Origin of the sequence: Curtobacterium salicis, from assembly GCF_011759505.1 — a bacterium.
Taxonomy (GTDB): domain Bacteria; phylum Actinomycetota; class Actinomycetes; order Actinomycetales; family Microbacteriaceae; genus Curtobacterium; species Curtobacterium salicis.
Map to the genome: position 1 here is coordinate 468,843 of NZ_JAAOYO010000001.1, position 26,581 is coordinate 495,423.

At 72.0% G+C, this 26,581-nt stretch carries 27 protein-coding genes; 5 read left to right on the plus strand and 22 right to left on the minus strand.

Annotated features, from left to right (window positions below):
• Positions 1–6: 6 nt before the first annotated feature.
• From E9228_RS02215 to ybaK, 16 genes are all read right to left on the minus strand, one after another.
• Complete coding sequence (locus E9228_RS02215; protein ID WP_166778960.1) at positions 7–366, minus strand: rhodanese-like domain-containing protein; 360 nt, start codon at positions 364–366, stop codon at positions 7–9.
• A complete protein-coding gene (gene secF, locus E9228_RS02220; protein WP_166778961.1) occupies positions 366–1,364 on the minus strand; it encodes a protein translocase subunit SecF in 999 nt (332 codons plus the stop codon). The genes E9228_RS02215 and secF overlap by 1 nt, the downstream gene beginning before the upstream one ends.
• Positions 1,364–3,121, minus strand: coding sequence for a protein translocase subunit SecD (secD, locus tag E9228_RS02225; protein WP_166778962.1), 1,758 nt, complete (start codon positions 3,119–3,121; stop codon positions 1,364–1,366). The genes secF and secD overlap by 1 nt, the downstream gene beginning before the upstream one ends.
• A gap of 91 nt (positions 3,122–3,212) precedes the next feature.
• Complete coding sequence (locus tag E9228_RS02230) at positions 3,213–3,602, minus strand: preprotein translocase subunit YajC (protein ID WP_166778963.1); 390 nt, start codon at positions 3,600–3,602, stop codon at positions 3,213–3,215.
• 66 nt (positions 3,603–3,668) lie between these two features.
• The gene (gene ruvB, locus E9228_RS02235) at positions 3,669–4,706 is read right to left on the minus strand and encodes a Holliday junction branch migration DNA helicase RuvB (RefSeq protein WP_166778964.1); all 1,038 of its coding nucleotides are present in this window, start codon (positions 4,704–4,706) and stop codon (positions 3,669–3,671) included.
• Positions 4,703–5,323: a Holliday junction branch migration protein RuvA gene (gene ruvA / locus E9228_RS02240; protein WP_166778965.1), complete on the minus strand. Its 621-nt coding sequence runs from the start codon at positions 5,321–5,323 to the stop codon at positions 4,703–4,705. Before ruvA ends, ruvB begins: the two co-directional genes overlap by 4 nt.
• The gene (gene ruvC / locus E9228_RS02245) at positions 5,320–5,949 is read right to left on the minus strand and encodes a crossover junction endodeoxyribonuclease RuvC (protein ID WP_166779369.1); all 630 of its coding nucleotides are present in this window, start codon (positions 5,947–5,949) and stop codon (positions 5,320–5,322) included. Before ruvC ends, ruvA begins: the two co-directional genes overlap by 4 nt.
• 23 nt (positions 5,950–5,972) lie before the next feature.
• Positions 5,973–6,737, minus strand: coding sequence for a YebC/PmpR family DNA-binding transcriptional regulator (locus E9228_RS02250; protein WP_111073446.1), 765 nt, complete (start codon positions 6,735–6,737; stop codon positions 5,973–5,975).
• Positions 6,738–6,899: 162 nt separating this feature from the next.
• Complete coding sequence (gene pdxT, locus E9228_RS02255; protein WP_166778966.1) at positions 6,900–7,499, minus strand: pyridoxal 5'-phosphate synthase glutaminase subunit PdxT; 600 nt, start codon at positions 7,497–7,499, stop codon at positions 6,900–6,902.
• Positions 7,489–8,406: a pyridoxal 5'-phosphate synthase lyase subunit PdxS gene (gene pdxS / locus E9228_RS02260; protein ID WP_166778967.1), complete on the minus strand. Its 918-nt coding sequence runs from the start codon at positions 8,404–8,406 to the stop codon at positions 7,489–7,491. Before pdxS ends, pdxT begins: the two co-directional genes overlap by 11 nt.
• Before the next feature lie 12 nt (positions 8,407–8,418).
• Positions 8,419–8,997, minus strand: a complete 579-nt coding sequence (locus E9228_RS02265; RefSeq protein ID WP_166778968.1) for an HIT family protein — start codon at positions 8,995–8,997, stop codon at positions 8,419–8,421.
• Positions 8,997–10,985: a threonine--tRNA ligase gene (thrS, locus tag E9228_RS02270; RefSeq protein WP_166779370.1), complete on the minus strand. Its 1,989-nt coding sequence runs from the start codon at positions 10,983–10,985 to the stop codon at positions 8,997–8,999. Before thrS ends, E9228_RS02265 begins: the two co-directional genes overlap by 1 nt.
• A 95-nt stretch (positions 10,986–11,080) precedes the next feature.
• Positions 11,081–11,623, minus strand: a complete 543-nt coding sequence (locus E9228_RS02275) for an adenine phosphoribosyltransferase (RefSeq protein ID WP_166778969.1) — start codon at positions 11,621–11,623, stop codon at positions 11,081–11,083.
• Positions 11,624–11,762: 139 nt separating this feature from the next.
• Positions 11,763–12,008, minus strand: a complete 246-nt coding sequence (locus E9228_RS02280; protein WP_166778970.1) for a hypothetical protein — start codon at positions 12,006–12,008, stop codon at positions 11,763–11,765.
• A gap of 689 nt (positions 12,009–12,697) precedes the next feature.
• Positions 12,698–15,286: an ATP-dependent Clp protease ATP-binding subunit gene (locus E9228_RS02285; protein WP_166778971.1), complete on the minus strand. Its 2,589-nt coding sequence runs from the start codon at positions 15,284–15,286 to the stop codon at positions 12,698–12,700.
• Between the two features lie 96 nt (positions 15,287–15,382).
• Positions 15,383–15,868, minus strand: a complete 486-nt coding sequence (gene ybaK / locus E9228_RS02290; RefSeq protein WP_166778972.1) for a Cys-tRNA(Pro) deacylase — start codon at positions 15,866–15,868, stop codon at positions 15,383–15,385.
• Between the two features lie 67 nt (positions 15,869–15,935).
• On the opposite strand from ybaK, the gene E9228_RS02295 reads away from it, so the two are divergent.
• Together E9228_RS02295 and yidC are read left to right on the plus strand one after the other, a co-directional pair.
• Positions 15,936–16,253: a DUF6412 domain-containing protein gene (locus E9228_RS02295; protein ID WP_166778973.1), complete on the plus strand. Its 318-nt coding sequence runs from the start codon at positions 15,936–15,938 to the stop codon at positions 16,251–16,253.
• A gap of 57 nt (positions 16,254–16,310) precedes the next feature.
• Complete coding sequence (gene yidC, locus E9228_RS02300; RefSeq protein WP_166778974.1) at positions 16,311–17,081, plus strand: membrane protein insertase YidC; 771 nt, start codon at positions 16,311–16,313, stop codon at positions 17,079–17,081.
• Here the strand turns inward: yidC and E9228_RS02305 are convergent.
• The gene (locus tag E9228_RS02305; protein ID WP_166778975.1) at positions 17,078–17,347 is read right to left on the minus strand and encodes a hypothetical protein; all 270 of its coding nucleotides are present in this window, start codon (positions 17,345–17,347) and stop codon (positions 17,078–17,080) included. The genes yidC and E9228_RS02305 overlap by 4 nt on opposite strands.
• 87 nt (positions 17,348–17,434) lie before the next feature.
• On the opposite strand from E9228_RS02305, the gene E9228_RS02310 reads away from it, so the two are divergent.
• Both E9228_RS02310 and E9228_RS02315 read left to right on the plus strand, forming a co-directional pair.
• On the plus strand, positions 17,435–18,439 hold the full coding sequence (locus E9228_RS02310; RefSeq protein ID WP_166778976.1) for a hypothetical protein: 1,005 nt from the start codon (positions 17,435–17,437) through the stop codon (positions 18,437–18,439).
• Positions 18,440–18,692: 253 nt separating this feature from the next.
• Positions 18,693–20,084: an MFS transporter gene (locus E9228_RS02315; RefSeq protein WP_166778977.1), complete on the plus strand. Its 1,392-nt coding sequence runs from the start codon at positions 18,693–18,695 to the stop codon at positions 20,082–20,084.
• A gap of 224 nt (positions 20,085–20,308) precedes the next feature.
• On the opposite strand, the gene E9228_RS02320 is transcribed toward E9228_RS02315, so the two are convergent.
• Together E9228_RS02320 and E9228_RS02325 are read right to left on the minus strand one after the other, a co-directional pair.
• On the minus strand, positions 20,309–22,399 hold the full coding sequence (locus tag E9228_RS02320) for a carboxypeptidase-like regulatory domain-containing protein (protein ID WP_166778978.1): 2,091 nt from the start codon (positions 22,397–22,399) through the stop codon (positions 20,309–20,311).
• A 139-nt stretch (positions 22,400–22,538) separates the two neighbouring features.
• On the minus strand, positions 22,539–22,997 hold the full coding sequence (locus E9228_RS02325; RefSeq protein ID WP_166778979.1) for an NUDIX domain-containing protein: 459 nt from the start codon (positions 22,995–22,997) through the stop codon (positions 22,539–22,541).
• 23 nt (positions 22,998–23,020) lie between these two features.
• Here E9228_RS02325 and E9228_RS02330 point away from each other — a divergent pair, with 23 nt between their 5' ends.
• Positions 23,021–23,896, plus strand: a complete 876-nt coding sequence (locus E9228_RS02330) for an alpha/beta fold hydrolase (protein WP_166778980.1) — start codon at positions 23,021–23,023, stop codon at positions 23,894–23,896.
• A 22-nt stretch (positions 23,897–23,918) separates the two neighbouring features.
• Here the strand turns inward: E9228_RS02330 and E9228_RS02335 are convergent, their stop codons facing one another.
• From E9228_RS02335 to E9228_RS02345, 3 genes are all read right to left on the minus strand, one after another.
• The gene (locus tag E9228_RS02335) at positions 23,919–24,845 is read right to left on the minus strand and encodes a GDSL-type esterase/lipase family protein (RefSeq protein WP_166778981.1); all 927 of its coding nucleotides are present in this window, start codon (positions 24,843–24,845) and stop codon (positions 23,919–23,921) included.
• A 309-nt stretch (positions 24,846–25,154) separates the two neighbouring features.
• Positions 25,155–25,508 carry a PRC-barrel domain-containing protein gene (locus E9228_RS02340; RefSeq protein WP_166778982.1) on the minus strand — a complete coding sequence of 118 codons (354 nt, stop codon included), beginning with the start codon at positions 25,506–25,508 and terminating at the stop codon, positions 25,155–25,157.
• 46 nt (positions 25,509–25,554) lie between these two features.
• Entirely contained in the window at positions 25,555–26,538 is a 984-nt protein-coding gene (locus E9228_RS02345; protein ID WP_166778983.1) for a glycosyltransferase family 9 protein, read from the minus strand.
• Between the last annotated feature and the right edge of the window lie 43 nt (positions 26,539–26,581).

Here is a 26,581-nt window from a genome sequence, read left to right on the forward strand (position 1 = left end):
GTCGGGTCAGTGCTCGTGACCACGTTCGCCGTCAGCGGCGGCGTCCGAACCGGCGCGGACGACGGGGGCGCCGGACCGCTCCCAGGCGACCATCCCGCCAGCCAGGCTGACGGCGGGGACGCCCGCACGCTCGAGGGCGGCGACGACCTGCGCCGATCGGTACCCGCTGTGGCAGACGACCACGGCGGGGTGCGCGTCGTCGACCGGGACCTCGGCCAAACGGGCCTGCAACTCCGACATCGGCAGCAGTGTGGCCTGGGGTGCGTGCACCTCGTCCCACTCGGACTGCTCACGCACGTCGATCAGCGGTGCACCCGACTCGAGTCGGGCCAGCGCCTCGGTGAGGTCGACCTCGGCAGCGGTCATCAGACGTCCGCCCCGGCTTCGACCGGACGCTTCTTCGCGGCCGCCTGCTGCTTCTTGGCGTCGGCCGCGATGATCTTCGGCTCCTTCTCGCGGAGGTGCGCGTACATCGGCGACGCCAGGAAGATCGTGGAGTACGTCCCGACGATGATGCCGATGAACAGCGCGAGCGAGATGTCACGGAGCGTCCCGGCGCCGAGCACGTACGACCCGATGAACAGGATCGCCGCGACCGGGAGCAGCGCCACGATCGAGGTGTTGATGGAGCGGACCAGCGTCTGGTTCACGGCCAGGTTCACCGACTGCTTGAACGTGCGGATCGATTCGATGCTCGTGTTCTCGCGCACCTTGTCGAACACCACGACGGTGTCGTACAGCGAGTACCCGAGGATCGTGAGGAACCCGATCACCGCGGCCGGCGTGACCTCGAGTCCGACGATCCCGTAGACGCCCGCCGTGATGAGGAGGTCGTGGATCAGGGCGACCATGGCCGCGAGCGACATCTTCCAGGTGCGGAAGTACAGCGCCATGAAGACGGCCGCCAGTGCCAGGAAGATGACGAGACCGCGGATGGCCTGCGCCAGGACGTCGGCACCCCAGGTGGCACCGATGAAGGTCGCGGCGACCTTCTCGTCCGGCACCTTGTAGGCGGTGGCGAGTTCGGCGGCGATCTCGTCGGTCTGGGCGGTCGTCAGCTGTCCGGTCTGCACACGGATGCCGTGCTGGCCGAGCTGCGAGACGCGCGGGATGACGTCGGGGACCACGCGCTCGACCGTCTCGGTCGCGAGGCCCTGGTCCGTCGACTTCGCGTCGGAGATGGTGAACTCCGAGCCGCCGGTGAACTCGATGCCGAGCTGGTACCCGCCACGGAGCCACGGGATCGCGAGCGACAGCACGATGCACACGATCGCGATGATGTACCAGGTCTTGCGGCGCCCGACGATGTCGTAGGACCGCTTGCCCGTGTAGAGGTCGCTGCCGAACTGGCTGAAGCTCGCCATCAGCTGTCCTTCCCGTTGCCGGTGCCGTTGCCCGTGCCGTTGTCGGTGCCGGCTGCCTTGCGCTCGGCGATGGTCTGGCGACGGGCGGCTTCACGCGCGCTGCGCTGCCGCTTGCCGTCCACGATCGGGGCCCGGAACTGCGCGCGGCCGCGGTACACCGCACCGAGGGCCGCCGGGTCGAGCCCGCTGAAGCGGTGTCCCTCGCCGAAGAAGCGCGTCCGGGCGATGAGCTGCATCATCGGGTGTGTGAAGAGCGCGACCACGACGACGTCGATCAGGGTGGTGAGCAGGAGCGTGAACGCGAAGCCCTTCACGTCGCTGACCGCGAGGACGTAGAGCGTCACGGCCGCGAGGAAGTTCACCGAGTCGGACGCGAGGATCGTGCGGAGTGCACGCCGCCAGCCGGACTCGACGGCGCTCTCGAGGGCACGACCGTCACGGAGTTCGTCACGGATGCGCTCGAAGTACACGATGAACGAGTCCGCCGTGATGCCGATCGCGACGATCAGACCCGCCACACCCGCCAGCGAGAGGCGGTAGTCGACGCGCCACGACATGATCGCGATGACCAGGTAGGTGAGCGCCGCGGCGACACCGAGCGACAGGACCGTGACGAACGCCAGCGACCGGTACTGGATGACCGAGTAGATGACGACGAGGATCAGACCGATCAGGCCGGCGACGAGACCGCCGACGAGCTGCGCGGTGCCGAGCGTCGAGGAGATGACCTCGTTCGACTGCACCTGGAAGTTGATCGGCAGGGCGCCGTACTTCAGCTGGTCGGCGAGGGTCTTCGACGAGTCGGCGGTGAAGTTGCCGGTGATCTGCGCCTTGCCGTTGGTGATCGCGGAGTTCGTCGTCGGCGCCGTGATGACGGTGCCGTCGAGGACGATCGCGAACTGGTTCTGCGGCTGCGCGAGCTTGACGAGGCGGTTCGTGACGGAGCCGAAGTCCTTCGTGCCGGCGCCGTTGAACGACAGGTTGACCGCCCACTCGCCGGTCGTCGTGCCCTGCGAGTTCGAGGCGAGGCCGGACGTGGCGTTGCTGATGTCGGCACCCGACACCTCGACCGGGCCGAGGATGTACTTCGCGGCACCGTCGTTGTCACACGTGACCAGGGGCTCGTCGTCCGGGGCCGACGTGACGTCGTCCGGGGCCGAGCACTTGTAGTTCGTGTAGAGGTCCTGCAGCTTCGGCGTCACCCAGGCCAGGTCGCTGCCGTTGGTCGGCTTCGAACTCGGCGTGGCCTGCAGCGATGCGGGCGGCGAGTACGGCGTCGGCGAGGCGGACGCCCCGGACCCGGAGTCACCCACGGCGCTGTCGGATGCGGCCTCGGTGTAGAGGACCGGGCGGAAGGTCAGCTTCGCCGCTGCCTCGATGCGCTGGATCGTCTGCTGGTCCGGCTTGCCCGGGATCGAGACGACGATGTTGTTCGCGCCCTGGGTGTTGATCTCGGACTCCGAGACACCGGTTGCGTCGATGCGCTGGCGGATGATGTTCACCGCCTGCTGCAGCTGCTGCGAGGTGACTGCCGAGCCCTCGGTGCTCTGCGCCGCCAGGGTGATCTGCGTGCCACCCTGCAGGTCGAGCGCCAGCTCAGGGAGCCAGCTCGCGCCGGCGTACCACTTGTCGGAAGCGTCCTTCGTGGTGCTCGCGAGGACCGACGCGGCGGTGTTCAGCCCCGCGAGGACCGCGATGAGGATCACCAACCACGTGAGCGAGCGGAGCGCCTTCTTGACGGGTGTCGATCGTGCCACCGGTCGTCTCGTCTTTCTGTCGTGAGCCCCGCGCGTCGCAACGCACGGGGCTCATGGTGTCGCACCACCGGTCAGCCGGCGGCGTCGGAGGTCAGTCTTCGGTCTTGCGCTTCGTGGTGTCGACGTCCTCGACACGCTCGCCGTAGATCGGCTCGCCGTTGAGTTCGGTGACGTGGGTGTCCGTCTCGGTCTCGGCCGTGGCGGTCGTGTCGACGGCCTCCGGGGTCTCCTCCGGTACGACGCGGGACAGGGTCTGGCGGTGCACGGTGATGACGGTGCCCGGCGCGATCTCGACGTCGGCGGTGACCTTCTCGTCATCCACCGACACGAGCGTGCCGTACAGGCCGAAGGAGAGCATGACGCGCGCGCCGGGGACCATCTGGCTGGCGGTCTCGGTCTGCTGCTTCTTGCGCTTGCGGCTGCTGTAGAACATGAAGGCCGCGAACGCCACGACGATGATGATGAGGAAGTACTGGTCCATGGGAGCCTTCGGTCGGTCGAGCGGTTTCGGGCGCGAGCAGTCTAGAGCACGCACATGTGCGGTACTTCACGCATCGTCGGCACCGAACAGACCGGGCTGTGCAGCGGCCTGACCGGGTGTCAGACCGAAGTGCCGCCAGGCCTGCGGTGTCGCGATCCGCCCGCGGGGTGTCCGGGTGACGAGACCGATGCGCACGAGGAACGGCTCCACGACGGACTCGATCGTCTCGGACTCCTCGCCCACCGACACCGCCAGGGTGTTCAGCCCGACGGGTCCGCCGTCGAAGCGGGTGAGCATGGTCTCGAGGACCGCCCGGTCGAGGCGGTCGAGGCCGTACTCGTCCACGTCGTAGAGCTCGAGCGCGCCGTGGACGGCCGTCATGCCGTCCCGGGTGCCGTGCACGAGCGCGTAGTCACGGACCCGACGCAGCAGCCGGTTCGCGATGCGTGGGGTGCCACGGGAGCGTCCGGCGATCTCGCGCAGCGCGTACCGGTCGAAGTCGAGCTCGAGCAGGTGCGCGGCGCGGATCAGGACCTGTTCGAGTTCGTCACGCTCGTAGAACTCGAGGTGCGCGGTGAACCCGAAGCGGTCGCGGAGCGGGTTCGGCAGGAGCCCGGCACGGGTGGTCGCGCCGACGAGGGTGAACGGCGCGAGGTCGAGCGGGATGCTCGTCGCCCCGGCGCCCTTGCCCACCATCACGTCGATGCGGAAGTCCTCCATCGCCAGGTAGAGCATCTCCTCCGCAGAACGCGCCATGCGGTGGATCTCGTCGATGAACAGGACGTCACCGGGCATCAGCGACGACAGCACCGCGGCGAGGTCGCCCGCGTGCTGGATCGCCGGCCCGCTGGACATCCGCAACGGGCGTGCCGACTCGTGCGCGACGATCATCGCGAGCGTGGTCTTGCCGAGTCCGGGCGGCCCGGCCATCAGGATGTGGTCCGGTGTCCGGTCCTGCATCGCCGCCGCCTTGAGCAGCAGGTCGAGCTGCCCACGGACCTTGCGCTGCCCGACGAACTCGTCGAGCGACTTCGGTCGGAGTGCACCTTCGAACGCGAGTTCCTCCGGCGACTGGGCGTCGGCGGCGGTGATCCCGCCGCTCACCGTCCGGCACCCGTCGGGCGCAGCGTCCCGAGAGCGGCGCGGAGCAGTGCCTGCGTCCCCATCTGCTCGACGCCGGGTTCGGTCGCCACGGCGTCGTCCACCGCGCTCCGCGCAGCGTCCTCACGCCAGCCGAGGCCGACGAGCGCGATGACGACGTCCTCCGACGCCGGGTGGGCTGCGGCTGCGGCTGCCGTGACACCGCTCGTGGGCGCCTCGAACGCGGCGAGCTTGCCGGCGAGGGCGACGATGATGAGCTTGGCGGTCTTCGGTCCGATGCCGGAGACCTTGCGGAACGCGCCGTCGTCGTCGTGCGCGACAGCGTTCGCGACCTGTGCGGCGGTCATCTGCCCCAGGACACCGAGTGCCGACTTCGGTCCGACGCCGGAGACGCTCCGGAGCAGGTCGAACACCCGCAGGGCGTCGGTGGACTCGAAGCCGAACAGCTCGAACGCGTCGTCGCGGACGATCAGGGCCGTGCGGACGAAGACCTCTGCGCCGTGGCGCATCGTCAGGGCGTGGGCGGGAGTCACCGTGACGGCGTACCCGACTCCCCCGACCTCGATCACGGCGGTCGATCCGGCGACGTCGATGCAGGTGCCCCGGAGACTCGCGATCATGCTCCGAGCCTAGGGCGGGCCGGGGACGTCCTCGCGCCGCCGCTCCGCACGAGGGGGGACGCGGCGCTCCGGCCGGCAGCGCCGGCCTGCGCATCGCGCCAGGCACGCTGCGCCGGGGTGAGGGTCGACGGGCCGGAGCTCACCGCGTCGGGTGAGCCGAGCCTCCAGGCATGGCAGACCGCCAGGGCGAGCGCGTCCGCGGCGTCGGCGGGCTTCGGAGCCTCGGCCAGGCCGAGCACCCGGGCGACCATCGCCTGGACCTGCCGCTTGTCGGCGTTGCCGTAGCCGGTGATCGCGGCCTTCACCTCGGACGGGGTGTGCAGCCCGACCGGCAACCCCCGCGCGGCGGCGGCGTGCAGCGCCAGGCCGGCCGCCTGGGCCGTGCCCATCACGGTGCGGACGTTCGCCTGTGCGAACACCCGCTCGACCGCGACGGCATCCGGACGGTGCGCGTCGATCTGCTCGGCGATGCCGTCGGCGATCGCGAGCAGCCGCAACTCCAGGGCCATGTCGGCGGGGGTACGGACGACCGTCACGTGGACGAGTCGGGCGCGGCGGTCCGGGGTGACCTCGACCACGCCGACCCCGCACCGCGTGAGCCCGGGGTCGACCCCGAGCACGCGCAGGACGGGACCGGACCGCGTGGTGATCAGTCCTCGTCTTCGTCGAGTTCGGCCTGCACGTCCGCCGGCACGTCGAAGTTGGCGTAGACGTTCTGGACGTCGTCGCTGTCCTCGAGCGCGTCGATGAGCTTGAACACCTTGCGGGCGGTGTCCGCGTCGACCTCGACCTTGAGGTTCGGCACGAACTCGGCGTCCGCGGCGTCGTAGTCGATGCCGGCAGCCTGCAGGGCGGTGCGGGCCTCGACCAGGTCGCTCGCCTCGGTGATGACCTCGAAGCCACCGCCCTGGTCGATGACGTCTTCGACACCGGCGTCCAGGACGGCCGTCATGACGTCGTCTTCCGTCAGCGCGTCGGTCTTGGTGACCGAGATGACGCCCTTGCGGTTGAAGTTGTACGCGACGCTGCCCGGGTCGGCCATGGTGCCGCCGTTGCGGTTCATCGCCGTCCGGACCTCGGCCGCAGCACGGTTCTTGTTGTCGGTGAGGCACTCGACCAGGAGTGCGACGCCGTTCGGGCCGTAGCCCTCGTACATGATGGTCGTGTACTCGATCGACTCACCGGTCAGGCCGGCACCGCGCTTGATCGCGCGGTCGATGTTGTCGTTCGGCACCGACGTCTTCTTGGCCTTCTGGACCGCGTCGACGAGGGTCGGGTTGCCCGACATGTCGGCGCCGCCCATCTTGGCCGCGACTTCGATGTTCTTGATCAGCTTGGCGAACGACTTCGCACGGCGACCGTCGATGACGGCCTTCTTGTGCTTCGTCGTCGCCCACTTGGAATGCCCGGACACGGTTCTCCTTGCGTCGTGCGGAAAGTCTCCGACAGTTTACCGACCGGGAGGGCCGGTGTGCGTCCGCCTCGCGCGCTCCCCCGCAAAACGCAAGGGCAGCGCCTGCTCGCAGCGGTACAACCCGGCGGGTAAGCGCCACGGTTGCGTTTTGCAGGAGAGGGGTCAGGCGCGACGGACGATGTCGAGGAAGCGGCGGTGGAACCGGTCCTCGCCCGCGACCTCGGGGTGGAACGCACTCGCGAGCACGTTGCCCTGCTGCACGGCCACCACCTGACCGTCCGGCAGTGCGCCGATGACGTCCACGCTGGCTCCGTGCTGCTCGACCACCGGCGCGCGGATGAACACCGCGTGCACCGGCTCGGCGCCGAGGTCCGGCATCGGGATGTCGATCTCGAACGAGTCGTTCTGGTTGCCGAACGCGTTGCGCCGGACCGTGGTGTCGAGGACGTCGAGGGTGTGCTGCCCGGCGATGCCGTCGGTGATCCGCGCGCTGAGCATGATCATCCCCGCGCAGGTGCCGTAGGTCGGCAGTCCGCCACGGATGGCGGCGCCCAACGGCTCGGCGACCCCGAACGCACGGGACAGCTTGTCCATCACGCTCGACTCGCCGCCGGGGATCACGACACCGTCGAGGCCGTCGATCTCCTCCGGGCGGCGGAGCGGGACGACGTCCGCAACGAGTTCGGTGAGCGAGGCGATGTGCTCACGGAAGTCGCCCTGCAGTGCGAGGACGCCGATCCGGGGCGACGCCTTACCAGCCACGCTCGGCGAGGCGGTGCGGCGCGGGGACGTCGGCGACGTTGATGCCGACCATCGCCTCACCGAGGCCACGGGAGACCTCGGCGATGACCTTCGGGTCGTCGTGGAAGGTGACGGCCTTGACGATCGCGGCGGCACGCTTCGCCGGGTCGCCGGACTTGAAGATGCCGGAGCCGACGAACACGCCGTCCGCGCCGAGCTGCATCATCATGGCGGCGTCGGCCGGGGTGGCGACACCACCGGCGGTGAAGAGCACGACGGGCAGCGTGCCGGTCTGGGCGACTTCCTTCACCACGTCGTACGGCGCCTGCAGTTCCTTGGCCGCGACGTACAGCTCGTCTTCCTTGAGGTTGCGCAGCGCCGCGATCTCCTTCGAGATGGTGCGGATGTGGCGCGTGGCCTCGGACACGTCGCCGGTGCCGGCTTCACCCTTGGAGCGGATCATGGCCGCGCCCTCGGTGATGCGACGGAGCGCTTCGCCCAGGTTGGTGGCACCGCAGACGAAGGGGGTCGTGAACTTCCACTTGTCGATGTGGTTCACGTAGTCGGCGGGCGAGAGGACCTCGGACTCGTCGATGTAGTCGACGCCGAGCTCCTGCAGGACCTGGGCCTCGACGAAGTGGCCGATGCGGGCCTTCGCCATGACGGGGATCGACACGGCGGCGATGATCTCCTCGATCATCGACGGGTCGGACATGCGGGCGACACCACCCTGGGCGCGGATGTCGGCGGGGACCCGCTCGAGGGCCATGACGGCCGTGGCGCCGGCTTCCTCGGCGATGCGTGCCTGGTCGGCGTCGATCACGTCCATGATGACGCCGCCCTTGAGCATCTCCGCGAGACCGCGCTTGACGCGCGAGGACCCGGTGGTCGAAGTGGCGTTGACGGTGCTGGGGGTGCTGTCGCTCATGATCCCCTCAGTCTAGTCCGACGGCCACCCCTCGGCGACGAGTCGACGGGTGTCGCCGAGCATCTGGGAGAGCGACTTCGTCCGGGCGATGATCGGGAAGAAGTTCGCGTCCGACTGCCACCGCGGCACGATGTGCTGGTGCAGGTGGGCGGCGACACCGGCTCCGGCGACCTCGCCCTGGTTCATGCCGATGTTGAAGCCGTCGCAGTGCGAGACCTGCCGCAGGACCCGCATCGCCGTCTGGGTCAGCTCGCCGATCTCCTGCAGCTCCTCGGCCGTCGCTTCGTCGTAGAGCGGGACGTGCCGGTAGGGGCAGACCAGCAGGTGGCCGTTGTTGTACGGGTAGAGGTTGAGCAGCACGTAGGCGTGCTCACCCCGCGCGACGATGAGGGCGTCCTCGTCGGACTTGTACGGTGCCGCGCAGAACGGGCAGTCGTCACGGTGTCCGCGTCCCTCTCCGGCACGGCCGGCGTCGATGTACGCCATCCGGTGCGGGTTCCACAGGCGCTGGAAGGCGTCCGGGACCGCCGCCTGGGTGGCGGCGTCCCGGATCTCCAGCGGGTCGCCCTCGTCGTCGAGCGGGCCGGTCATCAGACCTGCACGCGGTCGCGGATCGCGGTCGTGATGCGCTCGACCGCTTCATCCACGGGCACGCCGTTGTCCTGACGGCCGTCGCGGAAGCGGAAGCTCACGGCCCCGGCGTCACGGTCGTCCCCGCCGGCGATCAGCTGGAACGGCACCTTCGCCTTGGTGTGCGTGCGGATCTTCTTCTGCATGCGGTCGTCCGAGTGGTCGACCTCGGCGCGGACGCCCTGGGCGCGGAGCTTCGCGACGACCTCGTCGAGGTAGTCGCCGTACTCCTCGGCCACCGGGATCGCGACGACCTGCACGGGCGAGAGCCACGCGGGGAACGCGCCGGCGTAGTGCTCGGTGAGGACGCCGAAGAACCGCTCGATCGAGCCGAACAGGGCACGGTGGATCATGACCGGGCGCTGGCGGGTGCCGTCGGCGGCGGCGTACTCGATGCCGAAACGCTCCGGCAGGTTGAAGTCGAGCTGCACGGTCGACATCTGCCACGTGCGGCCGATGGCGTCACGGGCCTGGACCGAGATCTTCGGGCCGTAGAACGCTGCGCCGGCGGGGTCCGGGACGAGTTCGAGTCCGGATTCCTCGGCGACCTCGCGCAGGGTGTTCGTCGCCTCGTCCCAGACGTCGTCGTCGCCGACGTACTTCTCCGGGTCCTTGGTGGAGAGTTCGAGGTAGAAGTCGTCGAGGCCGTAGTCACGGAGCAGCGACAGCACGAACTGCAGGGTCGTGGTGAGCTCCTCCTTCATCTTCTCCTTCGTGGTGAAGATGTGGGCGTCGTCCTGCGTCATGCCCCGGACCCGGGTGAGGCCGTGGATGACGCCGGACTTCTCGTTGCGGTAGACCGTCCCGAACTCGAACATCCGCAACGGGAGGTCGCGGTAGGACCGGGCCTGCGACCGGTACGCCAGGATGTGCATCGGGCAGTTCATCGGCTTGAGGTAGTAGTCCGCACCCTGACGCGTGACGTTGCCGTCGTCGTCGCGAGCCTCGTCCATGTGCATGGGCGGGAACATGCCGTCCTTGTACCAGCCCAGGTGACCGGACTGCTCGAACAGGTCGCCCTTCGTGATGTGCGGCGTGTAGACGAACGAGTAGCCCTCCTGCTCGTGCCGACGGCGCGAGTAGTCCTCCATCTCGCGGCGGATGATGCCGCCCTTGGGGTGGAAGATCGCCAGGCCCGAGCCGATCTCGTCCGGGAACGAGAAGAGGTCGAGTTCGGCGCCGAGCTTGCGGTGGTCGCGCTTCGCGGCCTCTTCGAGGCGAACCAGGTAGGCCTTGAGCTGGTCCTTGTCGGGCCACGCGGTGCCGTAGACGCGCTGGAGCTGCGGGTTCTTCTCGGAGCCACGCCAGTAGGCCGCGGCGACGCGCATGAGCTTGGCAGCGTTGCCGATCCAGCGGGTGTGCGGCACGTGCGGGCCACGGCAGAGGTCCTGCCAGAGCACCTCGCCGGACTTCGGGTCGACGTTCTCGTAGACGGTGAGTTCGCCCGCGCCGACCTCGACGCTCTCGCCCGAGTCGCCCTCGGACGCGGCGCCCTTCAGGCCGATGAGCTCCTCCTTGTAGGGCTCCCCCGCCATCAGTTCGCGGGCTTCGTCGTCGGTCACGACCTTGCGGCGGAAACGCTGGGCCTGCTTGACGATGCGGTCCATGCCCTTCTCGATCGCCTTGAGGTCGTCCGGCGTGAAGGGCTCGGCGACGTCGAAGTCGTAGTAGAAGCCGTCGGTGACCGGCGGTCCGATGCCGAGTTTGGCGTCCGGGTTGATCTGCTGCACGGCCTGCGCCAACACGTGGGCGGCGCTGTGCCGGAGGATGTCGAGACCGTCCTGCTCGTCGAGCGTCACCGGCTCGGCGGTCTTACCCGCCTGCACGTCGGCGGCGAGGTCCTTGAGGACCCCGTCCACACGGATCGCGACGACGCCGCGGACGCCGTCGAAGAGCTCGGTGCCCGTCGTCGGGGTCGTCGCGGTGCGGGGCTCGGGTGCCTGGGGCACGTCGGCGGGCTCGGCGGACTCTGCGGCGACTGACTCGGTCACGATGGTGGGGCTCCCTCGGTCTGGTGGTACGTCGATGGTAGTGGCGGGTCGGGTCAGGCGGGCACGCGCCCGAGCGTGGTGACGGGCAGGCGCGGTTCGAGGCGCTCCCGGCCGGACAGCCCGTCGAGTTCGAGCAGCGCGGCGAAGCCGATCGCTTCGTACCCGGCACGCTCGAGCAGCGTCACGGTCGCGGCGGCGGTGCCCCCGGTGGCCAGGACGTCGTCGACGACGAGTACCCGGGTGCCCGGTTCGAGCTGGCCCGGGCGGAGTTCGAGCTCGGCCTCGCCGTACTCGAGCGCGTACTGCTCGCTGAGCACGTCGCCCGGCAGCTTGCCGGCCTTGCGGACGGTGAGCACACCGACCTGGTGCTGCGCGGCGATGCCGCCGGCCAGGGCGAACCCGCGTGCCTCGATGCCGGCGACGGCGGCGAAGCCCCCACCGACGGCGAACGGCGCGGCGAGGGCCTCGCACACCCGTCCGAAGGCGATCGGGTCGGCGAACACCGGCGTCACGTCACGGAAGAGCACGCCCGGCTTCGGGAAGTCGGGGACGATCGTGGTGAGGCGCTCGACGAGGGCAGCGGCGGAGTCGGTCATGCCCTCAACCGTACGGGTCCGGCGGGGTGCCGCCGTCCGTGCTCGGCGCACCGACGCGGGGCGTGCCGGACGGGAGGCGCGGTGCCGGCTGGTGCCGTGCCTCCCGTCCGGCGCGGGCCGCGCCGGGCGTCCACATCGGTCACCGCCACATGTGCATGGCGGCGCCGAGGGTCACCCACTCGGCTTCGCGAGCGAGGCGGGCCTGTTCTTCGCGGTGCCGACGGAGTTCGGCAGCCGGGTCGATCTCGTGCGGCTGACGCCGGGTCCGGCGGCTCCACACGATGAGGGCGAGTCCGATCCGGAGGGCGATCCGGTCCGGCAACGACACCCGGTGGGGTCGTCCGGTCGGCGGCCGCACCGGGCGGAGGAGGGTCTTCGATGACATTGCGTTTCCTGTTCGAGAGAATGCCGCGGAATGCGGGGAGAAGGGTCGACGAATCGACCGGGGTCACGCGCCGGGACGATGCCGGCAGGCGTGACAGGAGAACTCGTGGAGTCGCAGAAGAATCCACGCGGAATGATGCGCGCCGGAGAATGCGTGCAGAAGAATCGGCGCGTACGCATTCCGCGAGGATGCGGTGCAGCGTGGAACACCGGCGTCACGAACGGCGAGACGGCGCGGCCCCGCAGGACCGGCAGGACCCGCAAGGCCCGCGTCAGCGGCCGGTCGATCCCGCTGCTCCTCCCCGACCCGGCCGATGCCGCCTGGTCAGGCGGACGTAGCGCGCCAGCCGGAAGGGCACGAGCCGTGGCCGACGCCGGTGACCGGACGAGTCCGGTCAGCGCTGATCGCGGTTCAGGACGGCGTGTTCATCAGCACGACTCGGCGGTGGGGCCGGTGGTTCCACGGACTGCTCGGAACGGCGTCTGCGTGGTGATCATGGTCGGCCCCCTTTCGGCACGGTGTCGGCTGGTCTTCGACGGCGGATCGGTGATCCGTTCGCGTCGAGAGAACACTATCCACGACCGGAACCGGCCCGCAACCCTTTTCCTGCATTTCTCGCCGAATTGCATCCGGGAACACGGAGGAGCCCCCGGTACCGGAGTACCGGGGGCTCTTCGAGGAACAGCTGACTAGACCGCGACCGGGGCGTCGACCATCGCGACGACCTCGCCGTCCGCGATGTCGATCCGGACGGTGTCACCCTCGTGCACCGATCCGTCGACCACGAGTTCCGCGATGCGGTCGTCGACCTCGCGCTGGATCAGCCGGCGGAGCGGACGGGCGCCGTACTCGGGCTCGTACCCGTGCTCGGCGAGCCAGTCCGTCGCGGCCTCGGACACCGACAGGACCATGCCCTGCGCGGCGAGCCGGAAGGCCGTGTCCTGCAGCAGGAGCCCCACGATGGAGCGCAGCTGCTCGCGGTCGAGCTTGCGGAAGAGCACGATCTCGTCGATCCGGTTGATGAACTCCGGCCGCATCGACTCGCGGAGCTTGCCCATCACACGGTTGCGCAGGTCGTCCTCCGCGTACCCGCCGTCGGCGGCCACCGAGAACCCGAGCGCACCCGAGCGGGACGCCAGGAACTCCGACCCGATGTTCGAGGTCATGATGACCACCGTGTTCCGGAAGTCGACCGTGCGGCCCTGCCCGTCGGTCAGCCGTCCGTCGTCGAGCACCTGCAGCAGCAGGTTGAACACGTCCGGGTGCGCCTTCTCGACCTCGTCGAGCAGGATCACCGAGTACGGGTTCCGACGGACACGCTCGGTGAGCTGGCCGGCCTCGTCGTAGCCGACGTACCCGGGAGGGGCACCGACCAGGCGGGACACCGTGTGGCGCTCGCCGAACTCGCTCATGTCGAAGCGGAGCATCGCGGACTCGTCACCGAACAGCGACGCGGCCAGGGCCTTCGCGAGCTCGGTCTTGCCGACGCCCGTCGGGCCGAGGAACAGGAAGCTGCCGACCGGGCGACGCGGGTCGCCCATGCCGGTGCGGCTGCGCCGGACCGCCTTCGCGATGGCGCGCACGGCGTCGTCCTGGCCGACGACGCGGTCGTGCAGTTCGGATTCCAGGGCGGCCAGGCGGGTCTTGTCGGCCGAGCCGAGGCGGGTCACCGGGATACCGGTGGCACGCGACACCACGGCGGCGATGTCCGCTTCCGTGATGACGTCGTCCACGGCCGACGGACGGGAGGCGCGCTCGGCGTCACCGGTGGCGGCGGCGGTGATCCGCGCCTCCAGTCCGGCGAGCTCGTCACGCAGGTCCGACGCTTCCTCGTACTGCTCCTCTGCGACCGCGCGGTCCTTCCGGGCCGTCAGGTCGGTGACCCGGGCACGGAGCGCCTCGACGTCGACGTCACCCGAGCGGGCGAGACGGCGGCGAGCACCGGCCTGGTCGATGAGGTCGATCGCCTTGTCCGGCAGGTGCCGGTCGGTCACGTAGCGGTGCGACAGCTCGACGGCGGCGCGGATGGCGTCCTCCGCGTAGGTCACGCCGTGGTGCTCCGCGTACCGGGGGCTGAGCCCGGCGAGGATCGCGACCGCGTCCTCGACGCTCGGCTCCCCCACCGTCACGGGCTGGAAGCGGCGCTCGAGTGCGGCGTCCTTCTCGATGCGGCGGTACTCGTTGAGCGTCGTGGCGCCGACCAGGTGCAGGTCGCCGCGGGCCAGGCGCGGCTTGAGGATGTTGCCCGCGTCCATCGACCCGCCTTCGCCGCCACCCCCGGCGCCGACGACGGTGTGGAGTTCGTCGACGAAGACGATGAGCTCGTCCGCGTGTGCGGCGATCTCGTCCATGGCCGTCGTCAGGCGCTCCTCGAAGTCGCCGCGGTAGCGGGTGCCGGCGAGCATGCCGGGCAGGTCGAGGGCGACGACGCGCTTGCCGTGGAGCAGTGCGGGGACGTCGCCGTCGACGATGCGCTGGGCGAGCCCCTCGACGATGGCGGTCTTGCCGACGCCGGGTTCACCGATCAGGACGGGGTTGTTCTTGGTACGACGGAGCAGGATCTCGACGGTCTGCTCGATCTCGTCCGCTCGGCCGATCACCGGGTCGATGCGACCCTCGCGGGCGCGGGCGGTGAGGTCGGTGCCGTACTGGTCGAGCGTCGGGGTCTCCGACTGCTGGTCCTGCTGGGCGGTGGTGCCGGGCATGGGACGCCCCTCTCGTGCGGCCTCGGCCGCTTCCTGTGCGTAGGACTGCATCACCTGCGGGGTGACGCCGGCGCTCGCGAGCAGCTGGCCCGCGACCGTGTCCTGGTCCGTGACGAGCGCGAAGAAGACGTGCTCGGGGTCGGTGTAGGTGCTGCCGAACCCGCGGGCGGCCTGGGTTGCCTCGAGCAGGATCCGCTGCGCCGACGGGGTCAGCGCGGGACGGCCCTCGACGGTGTCGCCCGAGGGCATCGGCAGACGCTGCTCGACGTCGGCGGCGAACCGCTCGGGGTCGGCGCCCGCGGAGCGCAGGACGGCTGCGAAGGGCTCGGTGCCGACGAGCACGTGCAGCACGTGCAGGGCGTCGATCTCGTGCTGCCCCTGCTCGACGGCGTACGTCGCCGTCTGCTGGAGCAGCTCGTGGGTACGACGGCTGAGGAGCCGCGTGATGTCGACCGGTCGTCCGAACGGCATGGACCGCTGGGACTGGCCGGGGTTCTGTGAAGCCGCGAGCAGTCGTGCGAGGAACTCGTCGAACGAGTCGTTGCCGCCGGTCGGGCCGAACGTCTGTGGCAAAGGGACCTCCTGAGGAACTTGAGTGCCTTCGACTCAATGCAACGCAGGGGGACCGGGCTCATTCCCGCTCGGATGAAGAACTTGCGGCGGCTGGACTCAACTCCGGGCGATGGGCGCTGTGCTGGCGTCCGTGACCCTCGCCAGGTCCGCCGGCGACAGCTCGATGTCGAAGCCACGACGCCCGCCGGACACGAAGATCGTCGCGTGCTGGGAAGCCGATGCGTCGAGCACCGTGCGGATGCGGGTCTTCTGCCCGACCGGGCTGATCCCCCCGACGACGTACCCGGTCCGCCGCTCCGCCAGGCTCGGGTCGGCGAGTGATGCCTTCTTGCCGCCGACGGCCGCCGCGATCGCCTTGAGGTCGAGACGGTCGGCCACCGGCACGATCGCCACGGCCAGGTCGCCGTCCACCGAGACCACCAGCGTCTTGAACACCTGCTCCTCGCGGAGCCCGAGTGCCGCAGCCGCCTCTTCCCCGAAGTTCGTGGCGCTCTCGTGGTGCTCGTACACGTGCGGAGTGAACGGCACACCGGCCCGCTCCAGCGCGAGCGTCGCCGGGGTGCTCGGGGATGCTGCGCTCATGCCCCGATCCTGCCCCGCTCGACCGTCACGACCTCGGAGGCACGCGGGCGCTACGCTGAGCCGCACCATGACCGTCATCGAGGTGCTGCTCCGCGGGCTCTCCGCCCTGCACGGCCTCGACCCGTCCGCGCTCGGCTCGCTCCCGGCCCTCGCCGTCGCGGCGCTCGGGCTCGGCGCGCTCGGCATCACCGTCACCGCCGTGGCCGCCCTCGCTGCCGCACTGCTCGTGCTGCGCCTGGTCGCCCTGCAGACCGGGGCCGACGCTGCGGGCGCACCACGGGCCTCCCGGACGACACCGGACCTCGTGACCCGGATCGGCTGGAGCGACCCGGACGCCGACGGCCACCCGCGATCGCGGGCGCCGGGAGCCGTCCCGGCGGTCTGACACCGATCGGTTTCGGGCCGCAGACGCTCCAGACCCCACGATCGAAGGACCTCCGTCATGGACATCACGACCCTGCCCGGCCTCAGCACGCTGCTGCACGCCGGCACCACACTCGTCACCACGCTCACCGACCTGCTCACCCCCGTCGCCGGGACGGCCGCCGCGGCGCTCGCCGTGGTCCTGCTCACCCTGGCGGTCCGGCTGCTGCTCGTCCCGCTCGCCGTCCTCCAGGTGCGTGCGGAGCGGGACCGCCGACGGCTCGCGCCCCGGATCGCCGAACTCCGACGACGGGCCGGGACGGACACCGCCCGCTTCCAGCGGTCGCTACAGGCGCTGTACACGAGCGAGCGGGTGTCCCCGCTCGCCGGCTGCCTGCCGGTGCTCGCGCAGGCGCCGGTCGTGTCGCTGCTGTACACGCTGTTCACCCACGCGAGCATCGACGGCACGGTCAACACGCTGCTGCGCGCCACCCTGGCCGGCATCCCGCTCGCGCAGTCCGCGGTGACGGTCGTCACCTCGCCACTGTGGGTGCACGGCTGGGTGGTGCTCCTGCTGCTGGCCGTGCTGGCGGTCGTCGTGGAGCTGACCCGGCGGGCACAGCTGCACGGGAACCCGGCACCCGCGTCGCAGTCGGGCGACCCGGCCGTGTCCGGTGCCACGGCCATGACCGGCATCGCCCGGTGGATGCCGTTCGTCTCGGTCGGGTTCGCCGCGATCGCACCCCTCGCCGCCGCGCTGTACGTCGTGACGAGCGCGGTGTGGACGCTCGGCGAGCGGGCGGTGCTGCGGCGGGTCCTCCGGGAGCGCGCGGCGGTCGGACTCGCCTAGCCGCCCTGGCCCTCCTGCTGCGGTCCCTGGTCGACCGGGTCGTACTCGGTGTCGCGGCCCTGCTCCTCCTCCGGCAGCGGCACGTGCCGCTCGGTGCCGCTGCCGCCCGGGCTGGTGGCGACGTAGTCGGCCTCACCGGACTGCGTGTCATGGCTGAGCGGTTCGAGCGTCTCCTCGTCGACGGCCTGCGGCGTCGAACCGGTGGCGTCGGCGGGCACGGCGGGATCGGTCGGGTCGGCGGCCTGGTCGTTCTGCGCATCGGTCATCCCTCGGGCGTACTCCCCCCGGTCTGGGTGCGCGCCGTCGGCGCACCGGTGGCAGCATGAGGTCGGGCGTGACGACGAGGAGCGCGGATGAGCCGGACCGACGACGACGCGGCAGCACGAGCGCGTCTCGAGCGCACCGCGTGGGGCGCGGGGTCGACCCCGGCGGAAGCAGCGCGCGCCCGGATCGCACTCGCCGACCTCGACCGGGAGGCCCGGAAGCGTCCCGCCGGCGCTGTCGGCCCCGCCACGGGGTCGCGTCGTCCCCGCCGGGCAGGTGCGTCGCCCGCCGCGGAGCCGGCGTCGTCCGTTCCCGAGGTGCCGTCGTCCGTTCCCGAGCCGCCGTCGTCCCTTCCGGACTCCGCTCCCGGCGTTCCGGTCGCGGCGCTGCCCGCCATGCAGCCGGTGCACGCCGAGGACGCGGATCGTGCCGACGACCCCAGCCGCCTGACGGACCCCGGCACCGACGGCGACGACGACGACCGCGACCGGACGCCCGAGGCGAGCGGTGACGGCGGACCAGGGACGCGCCTCCTGGCCGGCACCCGCCGGATCACGCACCGTGCGCGGGTGCTCCTGGCGCGTGTCCGTCGGACCGACCGCACCGTGCTGTGGGCCCTCGGTGGTGCCGCGGTCGTGATCGGTCTGGTGGCCGGGACCGGCGTGGGGCTCTCGATCGGCACCCGCACCGCCGCGGAGCCCGCGTCCGCGGTGACCACCCCCGCGGCGGGGACGGTGACGCTCGAGCAGATGCTCGACCTGCCGCAGACGTACGCCGACCAGCTGCCGGGTGGGATCGACGCACCGGTGTCGCTGCACACCACCCGGCTCGTCTTCACGAACCGGTCACTGGCGGGCGACGACGCCGCGACGCCGTGGAACGTCTGGGCCGGCGTGGGCCGGGACCGCTCGACCCTGTGCCTGGTGGCGACCGCGGACCGCCTGCAGGGGACGAGCGCGTGCTACCCCCGCGACGACGCCCTGCACGGGACGGTCTCACTGTCGGCGACCTCGCTGAGCGGGACCCTCTGGCTCCGGGTCGTCGGCGGCGCCGTCCGCGGCACCGTGACCAGCTCGCCGCCACCGTTGTACTGACCGGCGGGCTGTCGGTCGGACGCGCTCCCGGAGGACACCGCGTTGGAGCGCTCCTGAGAGCATCGCGAGAACGGCCCGGGAGCCCTCGCGTGATCGCCGTGCGTCGTGCAACACTGGATGGAGCGCACTCGCCGTGGAGTGGCCAGAACCACATCTCCACATCCCCGCCCACCACCAGCGAGCGCGCTCCGACCGATCGACCACTCCGTCGTTCCCGCGCGCTCCTCGCACGTCCTCGAGGAGGTCAGCCGCCGTGTCCACCACCAGCAACCGAACCGTGCACCCGCACACGACGCCGATCACCGTCACGACGTCGTCGGTGATCGGGATCGCCGTCCTCGGCCTCGCCACGTTCTTCGCCATCACGACCGAGCTGATGCCGGTCGGCCTGCTCGGCACGATGAGCCGCGACCTCGGCGTCACCGAGTCGACCATGGGCATCGTCATCACGGTGTACGCGGCCGCCGTCGCGCTGCTCGCCCTTCCCCTCACCTCGCTGACCGCGAAGCTGCCGCGGAAGACGGTCCTCGTCGCGACCCTGATCGGCTACACGGTGTCGAACGCCCTCGTCGCGCTCGCACCGTCCTTCGCCGTGGTCTGCGCCGGCCGGGTCGTCGGTGGCATCGCGCACGCCCTGTTCTTCTCGGTCGCCTCGGCATACGCCACGCGCATCGTCCCGCCACGGCTCGCCGGTCGCGCCATCGCGTTCGTCTACTCCGGCAGCTCGCTCGGTTTCGTCATCGGCGTCCCGCTCGCCACCGGCGTCGGGCAGTCGGTCGGTTGGCGTCCCGCCGTCGGTGGCGTCGCCGCCTGTGCGGCGCTCCTCGCGGTCGTGGCCGCCGTGTGCCTGCCCGCCGTCCGGGGCGCTGCCTCGCCGCACGTCGGCTCCCCCAGGGCCTGGGCGCGGACCGGACTGCTGTCGGTCGTCGTGGCCGACCTGCTGCTCTTCGCCGGGCACTACGTCGTCTACACGTACATCGGCCCCTACGTCATCGACGCCGGGCTCGACGCCGGCATGGTCTCGGGAGCGCTGCTCGTCCTCGGGGGTACCGGCGTGATCGGACTCTGGCTCGCGGGCGTGTTCGTCGACCGGGCACCCCGCCAGACCCTGATCGCCGCGATCGCCGCGATGGCCGCCGCGTTCGTCCTGATGCCCTTCGCCCACGGGTCGCTCGTCGGCACGATGGTCGTCGCGGGCCTCTGGATGGCGGCGAACGGCACGACCGGGACGCTGTTCATGGCCGCGGCGATCCGCACCGGCGGGGTCAGCCCGGAGATCGCGGGCGCCCTGGTCAACGGGGCGTCGAACATCGGCATCGCGGGCGGGGCGGCGATCGGCGGGCAGGTGCTCGGGCTCTCGGGTCTGCAGACGCTGCCGTTCGCCGGCGCCCTGGTGCTCGTCGCCGGGCTGTCCGTCGTCGCGTTCGCCAAGCGTGGGTTCCCGGTGCACAGCACGGCGCAGCCGCACCTCAGCACGTCGTCGATCGAGGTGCTCACCTCGTCGCTCGCCGTCGTCACGAGCTCGATCCCGACGGTCAGCCGGGCGATCCAGACCGTCACCGGGTCCGTCGCCACAGTGCGCCGTGCGGCCACCGGGTCGATCCAGACGGCCACCGGTTCGGTGCGGGCGGTCCGCGAGCGGTAGCGTCCGCGAGCCGGTCGTAGGAGCCGGTCGTAGGAGCCGGTCGTACGAGCCGGTCGTACGAGTCGGTCGTTCGAGCCGGTCGTGCGCGTGCCGGTCGTGCGGGTGCCGTCCCGTCCCGTGAGCGCCGGCGTGCCGGACCGGGCGTCCGCAGCGGGGCCGTGGCCCGGGGGCACGAGACGCCGCCGACCTCCCGGGGTCGGCGGCGTCTCGTCGTGCTCGTGAGGTCAGTCGTGCATCTCGGGACGGCGACGGTTCCAGACCCCGCGGAGGGTCAGGAGGCCCGCACCGAGGAGCAGGAGCACGCCCGCGGCCACGAGGCCGGGCGTGAGGTCCGCGCCGGTGAAGGCGAGACCCCCGGCGGTCGGGGTCGAGCCGGTGCCGCTGCCGCTGCCGGGCGTGACCCCGGTACCGCCCCCGGTCCCCGGCGGGGTGCTCGGAGCCGGCGACGGCGTGCCCGGTGTCGGTGTCGGTGTCGGGGTGGGGGTCGGTGTGGGCGCCTGTGTGGCTGCGGCGGCGACGACGAGGGCGAGCGGGGTCGCCGCCGTCCCCGGAGCCGGGGTCGTCACGAGGCGGGGCGCGCTGGCGTCGTCGCCCGTGCCGGCGACGACGGAGTACTCGGTCTCCGTCAGCAGGTCCGGCAGCACGAAGGCGCCGTCGGCGGCCGTCGTGACCGTGACGGGAGCGCCGACCGAGGCGTCCGTCGGCGTCGCCGTCACGGGCACGTCGGCGACGGGCTCCCCGGCGGTGTCGGTCACGGTGCCGGGGACGTCGACCACGGTCGGCACCGCCACGGGTGCCGGGACGACGAACGAGAGCGGCGTCGGCGTGGTGCCCGCCGCGGGGGTCGTGACGCGTTGCGGGTCGCTGGCGTCGTCACCGGTGCCGGCGACGACGGAGTACGCGGTGTCGGTCTGCAGTTCGGGCAGGACGAACGAGCCGTCGGTCCCGGTCGTCGCGGTGACCGGGTCGCTGACCGCGGGGTCGACCGGGGTGGCGACCACGGGGGCGTCGGCGACGGCCGCACCGGTGGTGTCCGTCACCGTCCCGGGCAGGTCGACGACGGCGGCCGGGGTGGTGAAGGCGAAGTCCTGGGTCGTCCCGGCCGCCGGGATCGTCACCGACTCGGTCGCGGTGCCGGTCGTGCCCTCCGGGGCGGTGACGCGCACCCGGTAGTCGCCGGGCGTCGTCGTGAAGCGGTAGGCGCCGGTGGCGTCGGTCGTGGTGGCGGCGATCTCGGTGCCGTCCGTGCCGAGGAGCTCGACGCGGGTGCCGGTCGCTACGGGACCGCCGTCGAGGGTCGCGGTGCCCGTGACCGAGGCCAGGACGAAGTCGACGCCGGTCCGGTCCGCACCGCCGGGGCTGCTCGCGAGCGAGACGTCGGTGACGGTCGGGTCCCCGACGACATCGTCCGGGGCCGTGAGGGTGACCCGGTAGCCCGAGTCGACGGCGAGTTCCGGGAAGACGTAGGTGCCGTCCGCCCGGGTGGTCGTCGTGACCGTCCGGCCGCCGGGCGCCGTCGCGGTGACGGTCGCGCCGGCCACAGGCGCGCCGTCACGGGTCGCGGTGCCGCTGATCGCTGCCGTGCGGTCGGCGAACCAGGTCTGGTACACCGGGAGCCCGCTGCGCTGCTGGTACGTGATCGTCAGCGTCTCCAGCGGGACCGTCGGCGTGAACCAGGCGGTGGCCCCGGCGGTGTCGGTCGCCGCCGCGTTGCCGGTGAGGGTGCGCGTCGCGCTGTTCCACGTCGGGACGTCCCGGCCGGTGGTGCCGTCGGGATCGGGAGGGCACGACCACCCGCCGGCCGAGACGGCCGAGCAGGAGTTGTAGGTGCTCTGGAACCCGAGCTGCGCCGCCGTCGCCGCGCCACCGCCCGGCACGGTCGCGGCGATGGTCGCCTGGTCGGCGTCCACGTCACCGAGGACGAAGGACCAGCTGCCGGCGCCGGGGGTCGGCGTCGCGAAGGTGTACGTCGTGACCGACGCCCCGGACGTGTTCGGCGTGTCGGTGGCCGGGCGCTGGTTGAGGTACGTGGTGCCCCGGCTCGACCCGTACGTCGACCCCGGGCCCGTCGCCGGTCCCTGCCAGACCGACGCCCCGCTGATCACCGTGGACTGCCGGGAGGTCGACGTGTACGTGGTCGCCGGGAAGCCCGGCAGGGTCACCGTGCCGGTGTACGCCCGTGCGGCCCCGGCGACGGTGAATGTCCCCCAGTGTCCGACCGGCGCGGCCGAGGCGACGGTCGAGCCGCCCACGGTCAGTCCGGCTCCCATGACGAGTGCGGTCACTCCCGCGACCAGCATCCGGTTGCGCTGCATGTGTTCCCCTGTCCCCTGACGGTCCGACCGGCGGGAGGCGTCGCGGACCTGAACGACCCTCAGGCTAGCCAGCGAGCGCAGGATCGGCCACGGCGTGCGTCGATCGGCCAGCGGGACGGCGACGTGCTGCGGAGCGGGGTCAGCCGCGGTGCGCCAGGGCGTCGAGGGCGGCGACCTGGCCGGCGACGACGCGGTCCCGGGCCTCGGCCAGCGGCACCCAGCGGGCATCGTCGACCTCGGGCACCTCGACGAAGCGCCCGGAACCGCGCGGGAGTTCGAGCGACACGGTGTTGCTCCGCACGACGTCGACGGCGAAGTGGGGCGCGTCGAGCGTCCACACCGTCACGACCTTGCCGGAGGCCTGCCGGAAGTCGCCGAGCAGGACCGGCGCGCCCTCGGGAGCAGGAGTCCCGATCTCCTCACCGAACTCGCGGAGCGCCGTCGTCAGCGCGTCCTCCCCCGCTTCGAGCTCGCCCTTCGGGATCGACCACGCCCGCGGACGCCGACGCCAGAACGGGCCGCCCATGTGCGCGATGAAGACCTCGAGGGAGGACCCGGTGCCACGGTGCAGCAGCAGTCCGGCGGAGCGAGGAGGCACGGCCGGAGACTACCCTCCGGCGCATGCAGACCATCGAGCTCCGGGACGGCCGGATCGTCCTGGTCGACGACACCGCCGTCGACGACGCCCCCGCCCGACACACCGCTGGCCGGGCCGCTGGACACGCTGCCGCCCCGGACCGGCCGACGCTCGTCTGGCATCACGAGTCACCGCACACCGGCGTCCTGTTCGAGCCGCTCCGACGGACCGCCGCGGCCCGCGGCCTCCGCCTCGTGGCCGTCACCCGGCCCGGCTACGGCGGCGCCGACCCACTGCCCGGACGCCGGGTCGCGGACGGCGCGAGCGACCTCGGTCAGGTGCTCGACGCCCTCGGCATCGCCCGCGTCGCGGTCGTCGGTGGCTCCGGCGGCGGCCCGCACGCCCTCGCTGCGGCGGCCCTCCTGCCCGACCGGGTCGCCGCCGTCGCGACGCTCGCCTCCCCCTCACCGTTCGCGGACACGCCGGCCTGGTGGGACGGCATGGCGGACGACGGCGGCCTCCGTGCCGCGGCCGCCGGACGGGAGGCACGCATCACCTGGGCGGCGACCGCGGACTTCGATCCGTCCCAGTTCGTCGACACCGACTGGGCGGCCCTCGACGGGGACTGGGCCGCCCTGGGGCAGGACGCGTCGGCGGCGGGCGGGCCGGGCCTCCTGGGCGGCGCCGACGACGACGTGGCGTTCGTGACGGACTGGGGGTTCGCGCTGTCGGCCGTCACGGTGCCGACGTTCCTGGTGCACGGCGCGCGTGACCGGGTCGTCCCGGTGGCACACGGGCGCGCACTCGCCCGGGCGATGCCGTCGGCCCGGTACGAGGAGCGTCCCGACGACGGACACATCGCGGTCCTGTCGACGCTGCCGGCGCTGATGGACCGACTGGGCGCAGTCCTGCGCGCCTGACCCGGGCCCGGTCGAGCGGCGGTCAGCCGAGCCGTTCCCGGAGTTCCGCGTCGAGCCGTCCGGTCAGGTACCGGACCCCCGCCGTGTTCGGGTGCAGCGCGCCCGGCTCGAGGTCGATGCTGCTGAACCCGCCGAGCGAGTCGAGCGACACCCCGTTCACGTACGCGCCCGACCGTGCGCAGGCCGAGTGCGCCTGCGTCGTCGCGAACACGTCCACGAACCGCACACCGGCGGCCCGGGCTGCGCTCTGACCGACCTCGTCGAGCTGCTCCTGCACGCCGTGCAGCCACCGGACGTCGGCGTCGGTGAAGGGGTAGGTGTCCTCGGGGAACCGTCCCGCGAGGGTGCCGAGGTCGACCGCGGGTCGGAAGCAGCCCCGCGCCGGGGTGTGTGCGGCGTCCGGGAAGATCGCCGGGTAGCCGAGCAGCAGGACCGTCGCGTTCGGTGCCGCCTCGCGGATGTCGGCCAGGGTCTCCGCGATCCCGAGCGCGACCCGCCCCTCGATCTTCGCCCCGAGCGTGTCGACCCCGTCGACGTCGAGCGTGCTCCGACAGGACGGCGCGTTCTTGCCCGAGAACACGGGCCCGGAGGCGGAGAGCGCCATGCACGAGGCCGCGGTGCCGAACAGGTCCGCGTCGTTGCCCCCGATCGTCAGCGTGACGAGCCGGGTCGACTCCGACAGCGCCTCGATCTGCGGCGGTGCCCCGCGCCACTGCGTGCGGTCGCGGACGTCCTCGCTGGTCGCGCCGGCACAGGTGACGTCGGTGAGTGCGAGACCGAACCGTGCGGCGATGCGGTGCGGGTAGTCCCGCCCGGACTGCGCGCACGCCCGGACGGGGAGTCCGGTCGGGTCCGCCAGGCCGTACCCCGCGGAGTACGAGTCGCCGAGCGCGACGTACTCGCTGCCCGGCGGCAGGTCGGTCAACGTCTCCGGCGGGTCGTCGGTCACGCGGAAGGGCTGTGGCACCGGCCACCCGGGTGCGGCCGACGCCTCCTGCGGCGCCGTGGGCGTCCCGGCCGGACCGCCCACGAGGACGGTGCCGAGGACGACGGCTCCGGCGACGAGTGCCGCGAGCCGACGACCGCGCGCACGGCCACCGCGCGCACGGCCACCGGGGACGCGGGTGCTGAGCGGACGGCGCAGGGTGGGCTCCGGGGTGTTCGGGTCGGGTGGCCGACCCTCGGGCGGGGTCGAGCGGACCAGGCTAGCCGGTCCGGCTCGGCCCTCCCTCCCAGGACCTCAGCGGGTACGCGTGACTCAGCGACGACCGAGCCGGCGTTCGCCGCCGGCACCCGCCTGGTAGTCGAGGCCGTAGTGCTGGAAGAGCTCGGGCTCGGTGGCGGCGTCGAGTTCACCGTCGGTGGCGATGGACGGGGCGTCCTTCACGGTCTTCTTGTCGAACGCCACGAGCAGGTGCTTCGGGGCGACCGTCGCGCCGACGAGCGGCACGAACACGAGCTTCTTGCCGACGACGCCGGTCGTCACGGACCCGAAGGCCGGCTGCTGCGTCGCGGTGTCGTAGTAGATGCTCTCGAGGTTGCCGATCTTGTCCTCCTGGGCGTCGACGACCGGCAGGCCGATCCAGTCCCGGATGTTGGCTGCTTCGAACACGGCGGCTCCCTCCGACGGCCGGACTGTCCGTGCCGTCGGATCGACGCTACCGATCCGTGCTGTGGACGGTGACGGCGGGCGTGACACCGAGTCCGTCGACCGCCGCGAGGACGTCGTCGGCGCTGACCGCCAGGATCGCCGGGTCCGGGTCCTCGGCGAACACGTCGCCCCGGCGGACCGAGGCGTCGGTGAGCACCACGTGCGGGCCCGACGCCGGCGGACCCCACGCCTCGGGCGGCGCGGGGCCGAAGAGCACGACCGACGGGATCCCGTAGGCGGAGGCGAGGTGCGCCGCTCCGGTGTCGACGGTGACCAGGAGGCTCGCAGCAGCCACGACGGCGGCGAACGGCTGCAGGTCCAGGCGTCCGGCGAGGACCGCCGCGTCGTCGAGGCCGGCCAGTCCGGCGACGGCCAGTGCGCGCTCGACGTCGTCCGCGCCTCCCGTGAGGACCACCCGGTGGCCGCGCGCGACGAGTCCGCGGACCACGTCGGCGGAGCGGTCGACCGGCCAGTGCCGGGCGCCGTGGAACGCTCCGACGTGCACGACCGCCGCGCCCTGGACGACGGCGGGGACCGCCGGGACCGCGATCGACACGTCGTCCGGGTCGGCGGGCATGCCGTGTGCCGTCATCAACCCGGCCCAGCGGACACGCTCGTGGACGTCGTGCTGCCACTCCGGACCGTCGGGGGCGCCGTGACCGATCACCCGGCGGGCCTGCAGCGCGTCGATGAGGTCGCCCGACTCGGGTCCGGCACCGTGCAGGTTGACGGCGACGTCGACGACGCCGGTGGGCACGTGGATCGGGTGGTCCAGGCCGTGCTGGGCGAGGTGCACGTCGACGTCGGTGACGAGTTCGACGACCGGGGCGAGCCAGGCGGTCGTCGCCAGGGTGATGCGGTGGCCCGGGAAGGCGCGGCGGAGAGCGTGCAGCGCGGGCACGGCGACGAGCAGGTCGCCGAGCTTGATCGCCCGGAGCACGACGAGCTCCGGTCGGCCGTCGGACGGGGGCAGGGTGGGTACGGCGGTCACGTCGCCCGACGCTACCGGCACGGCACCGTCCCGTCCGCCGGGT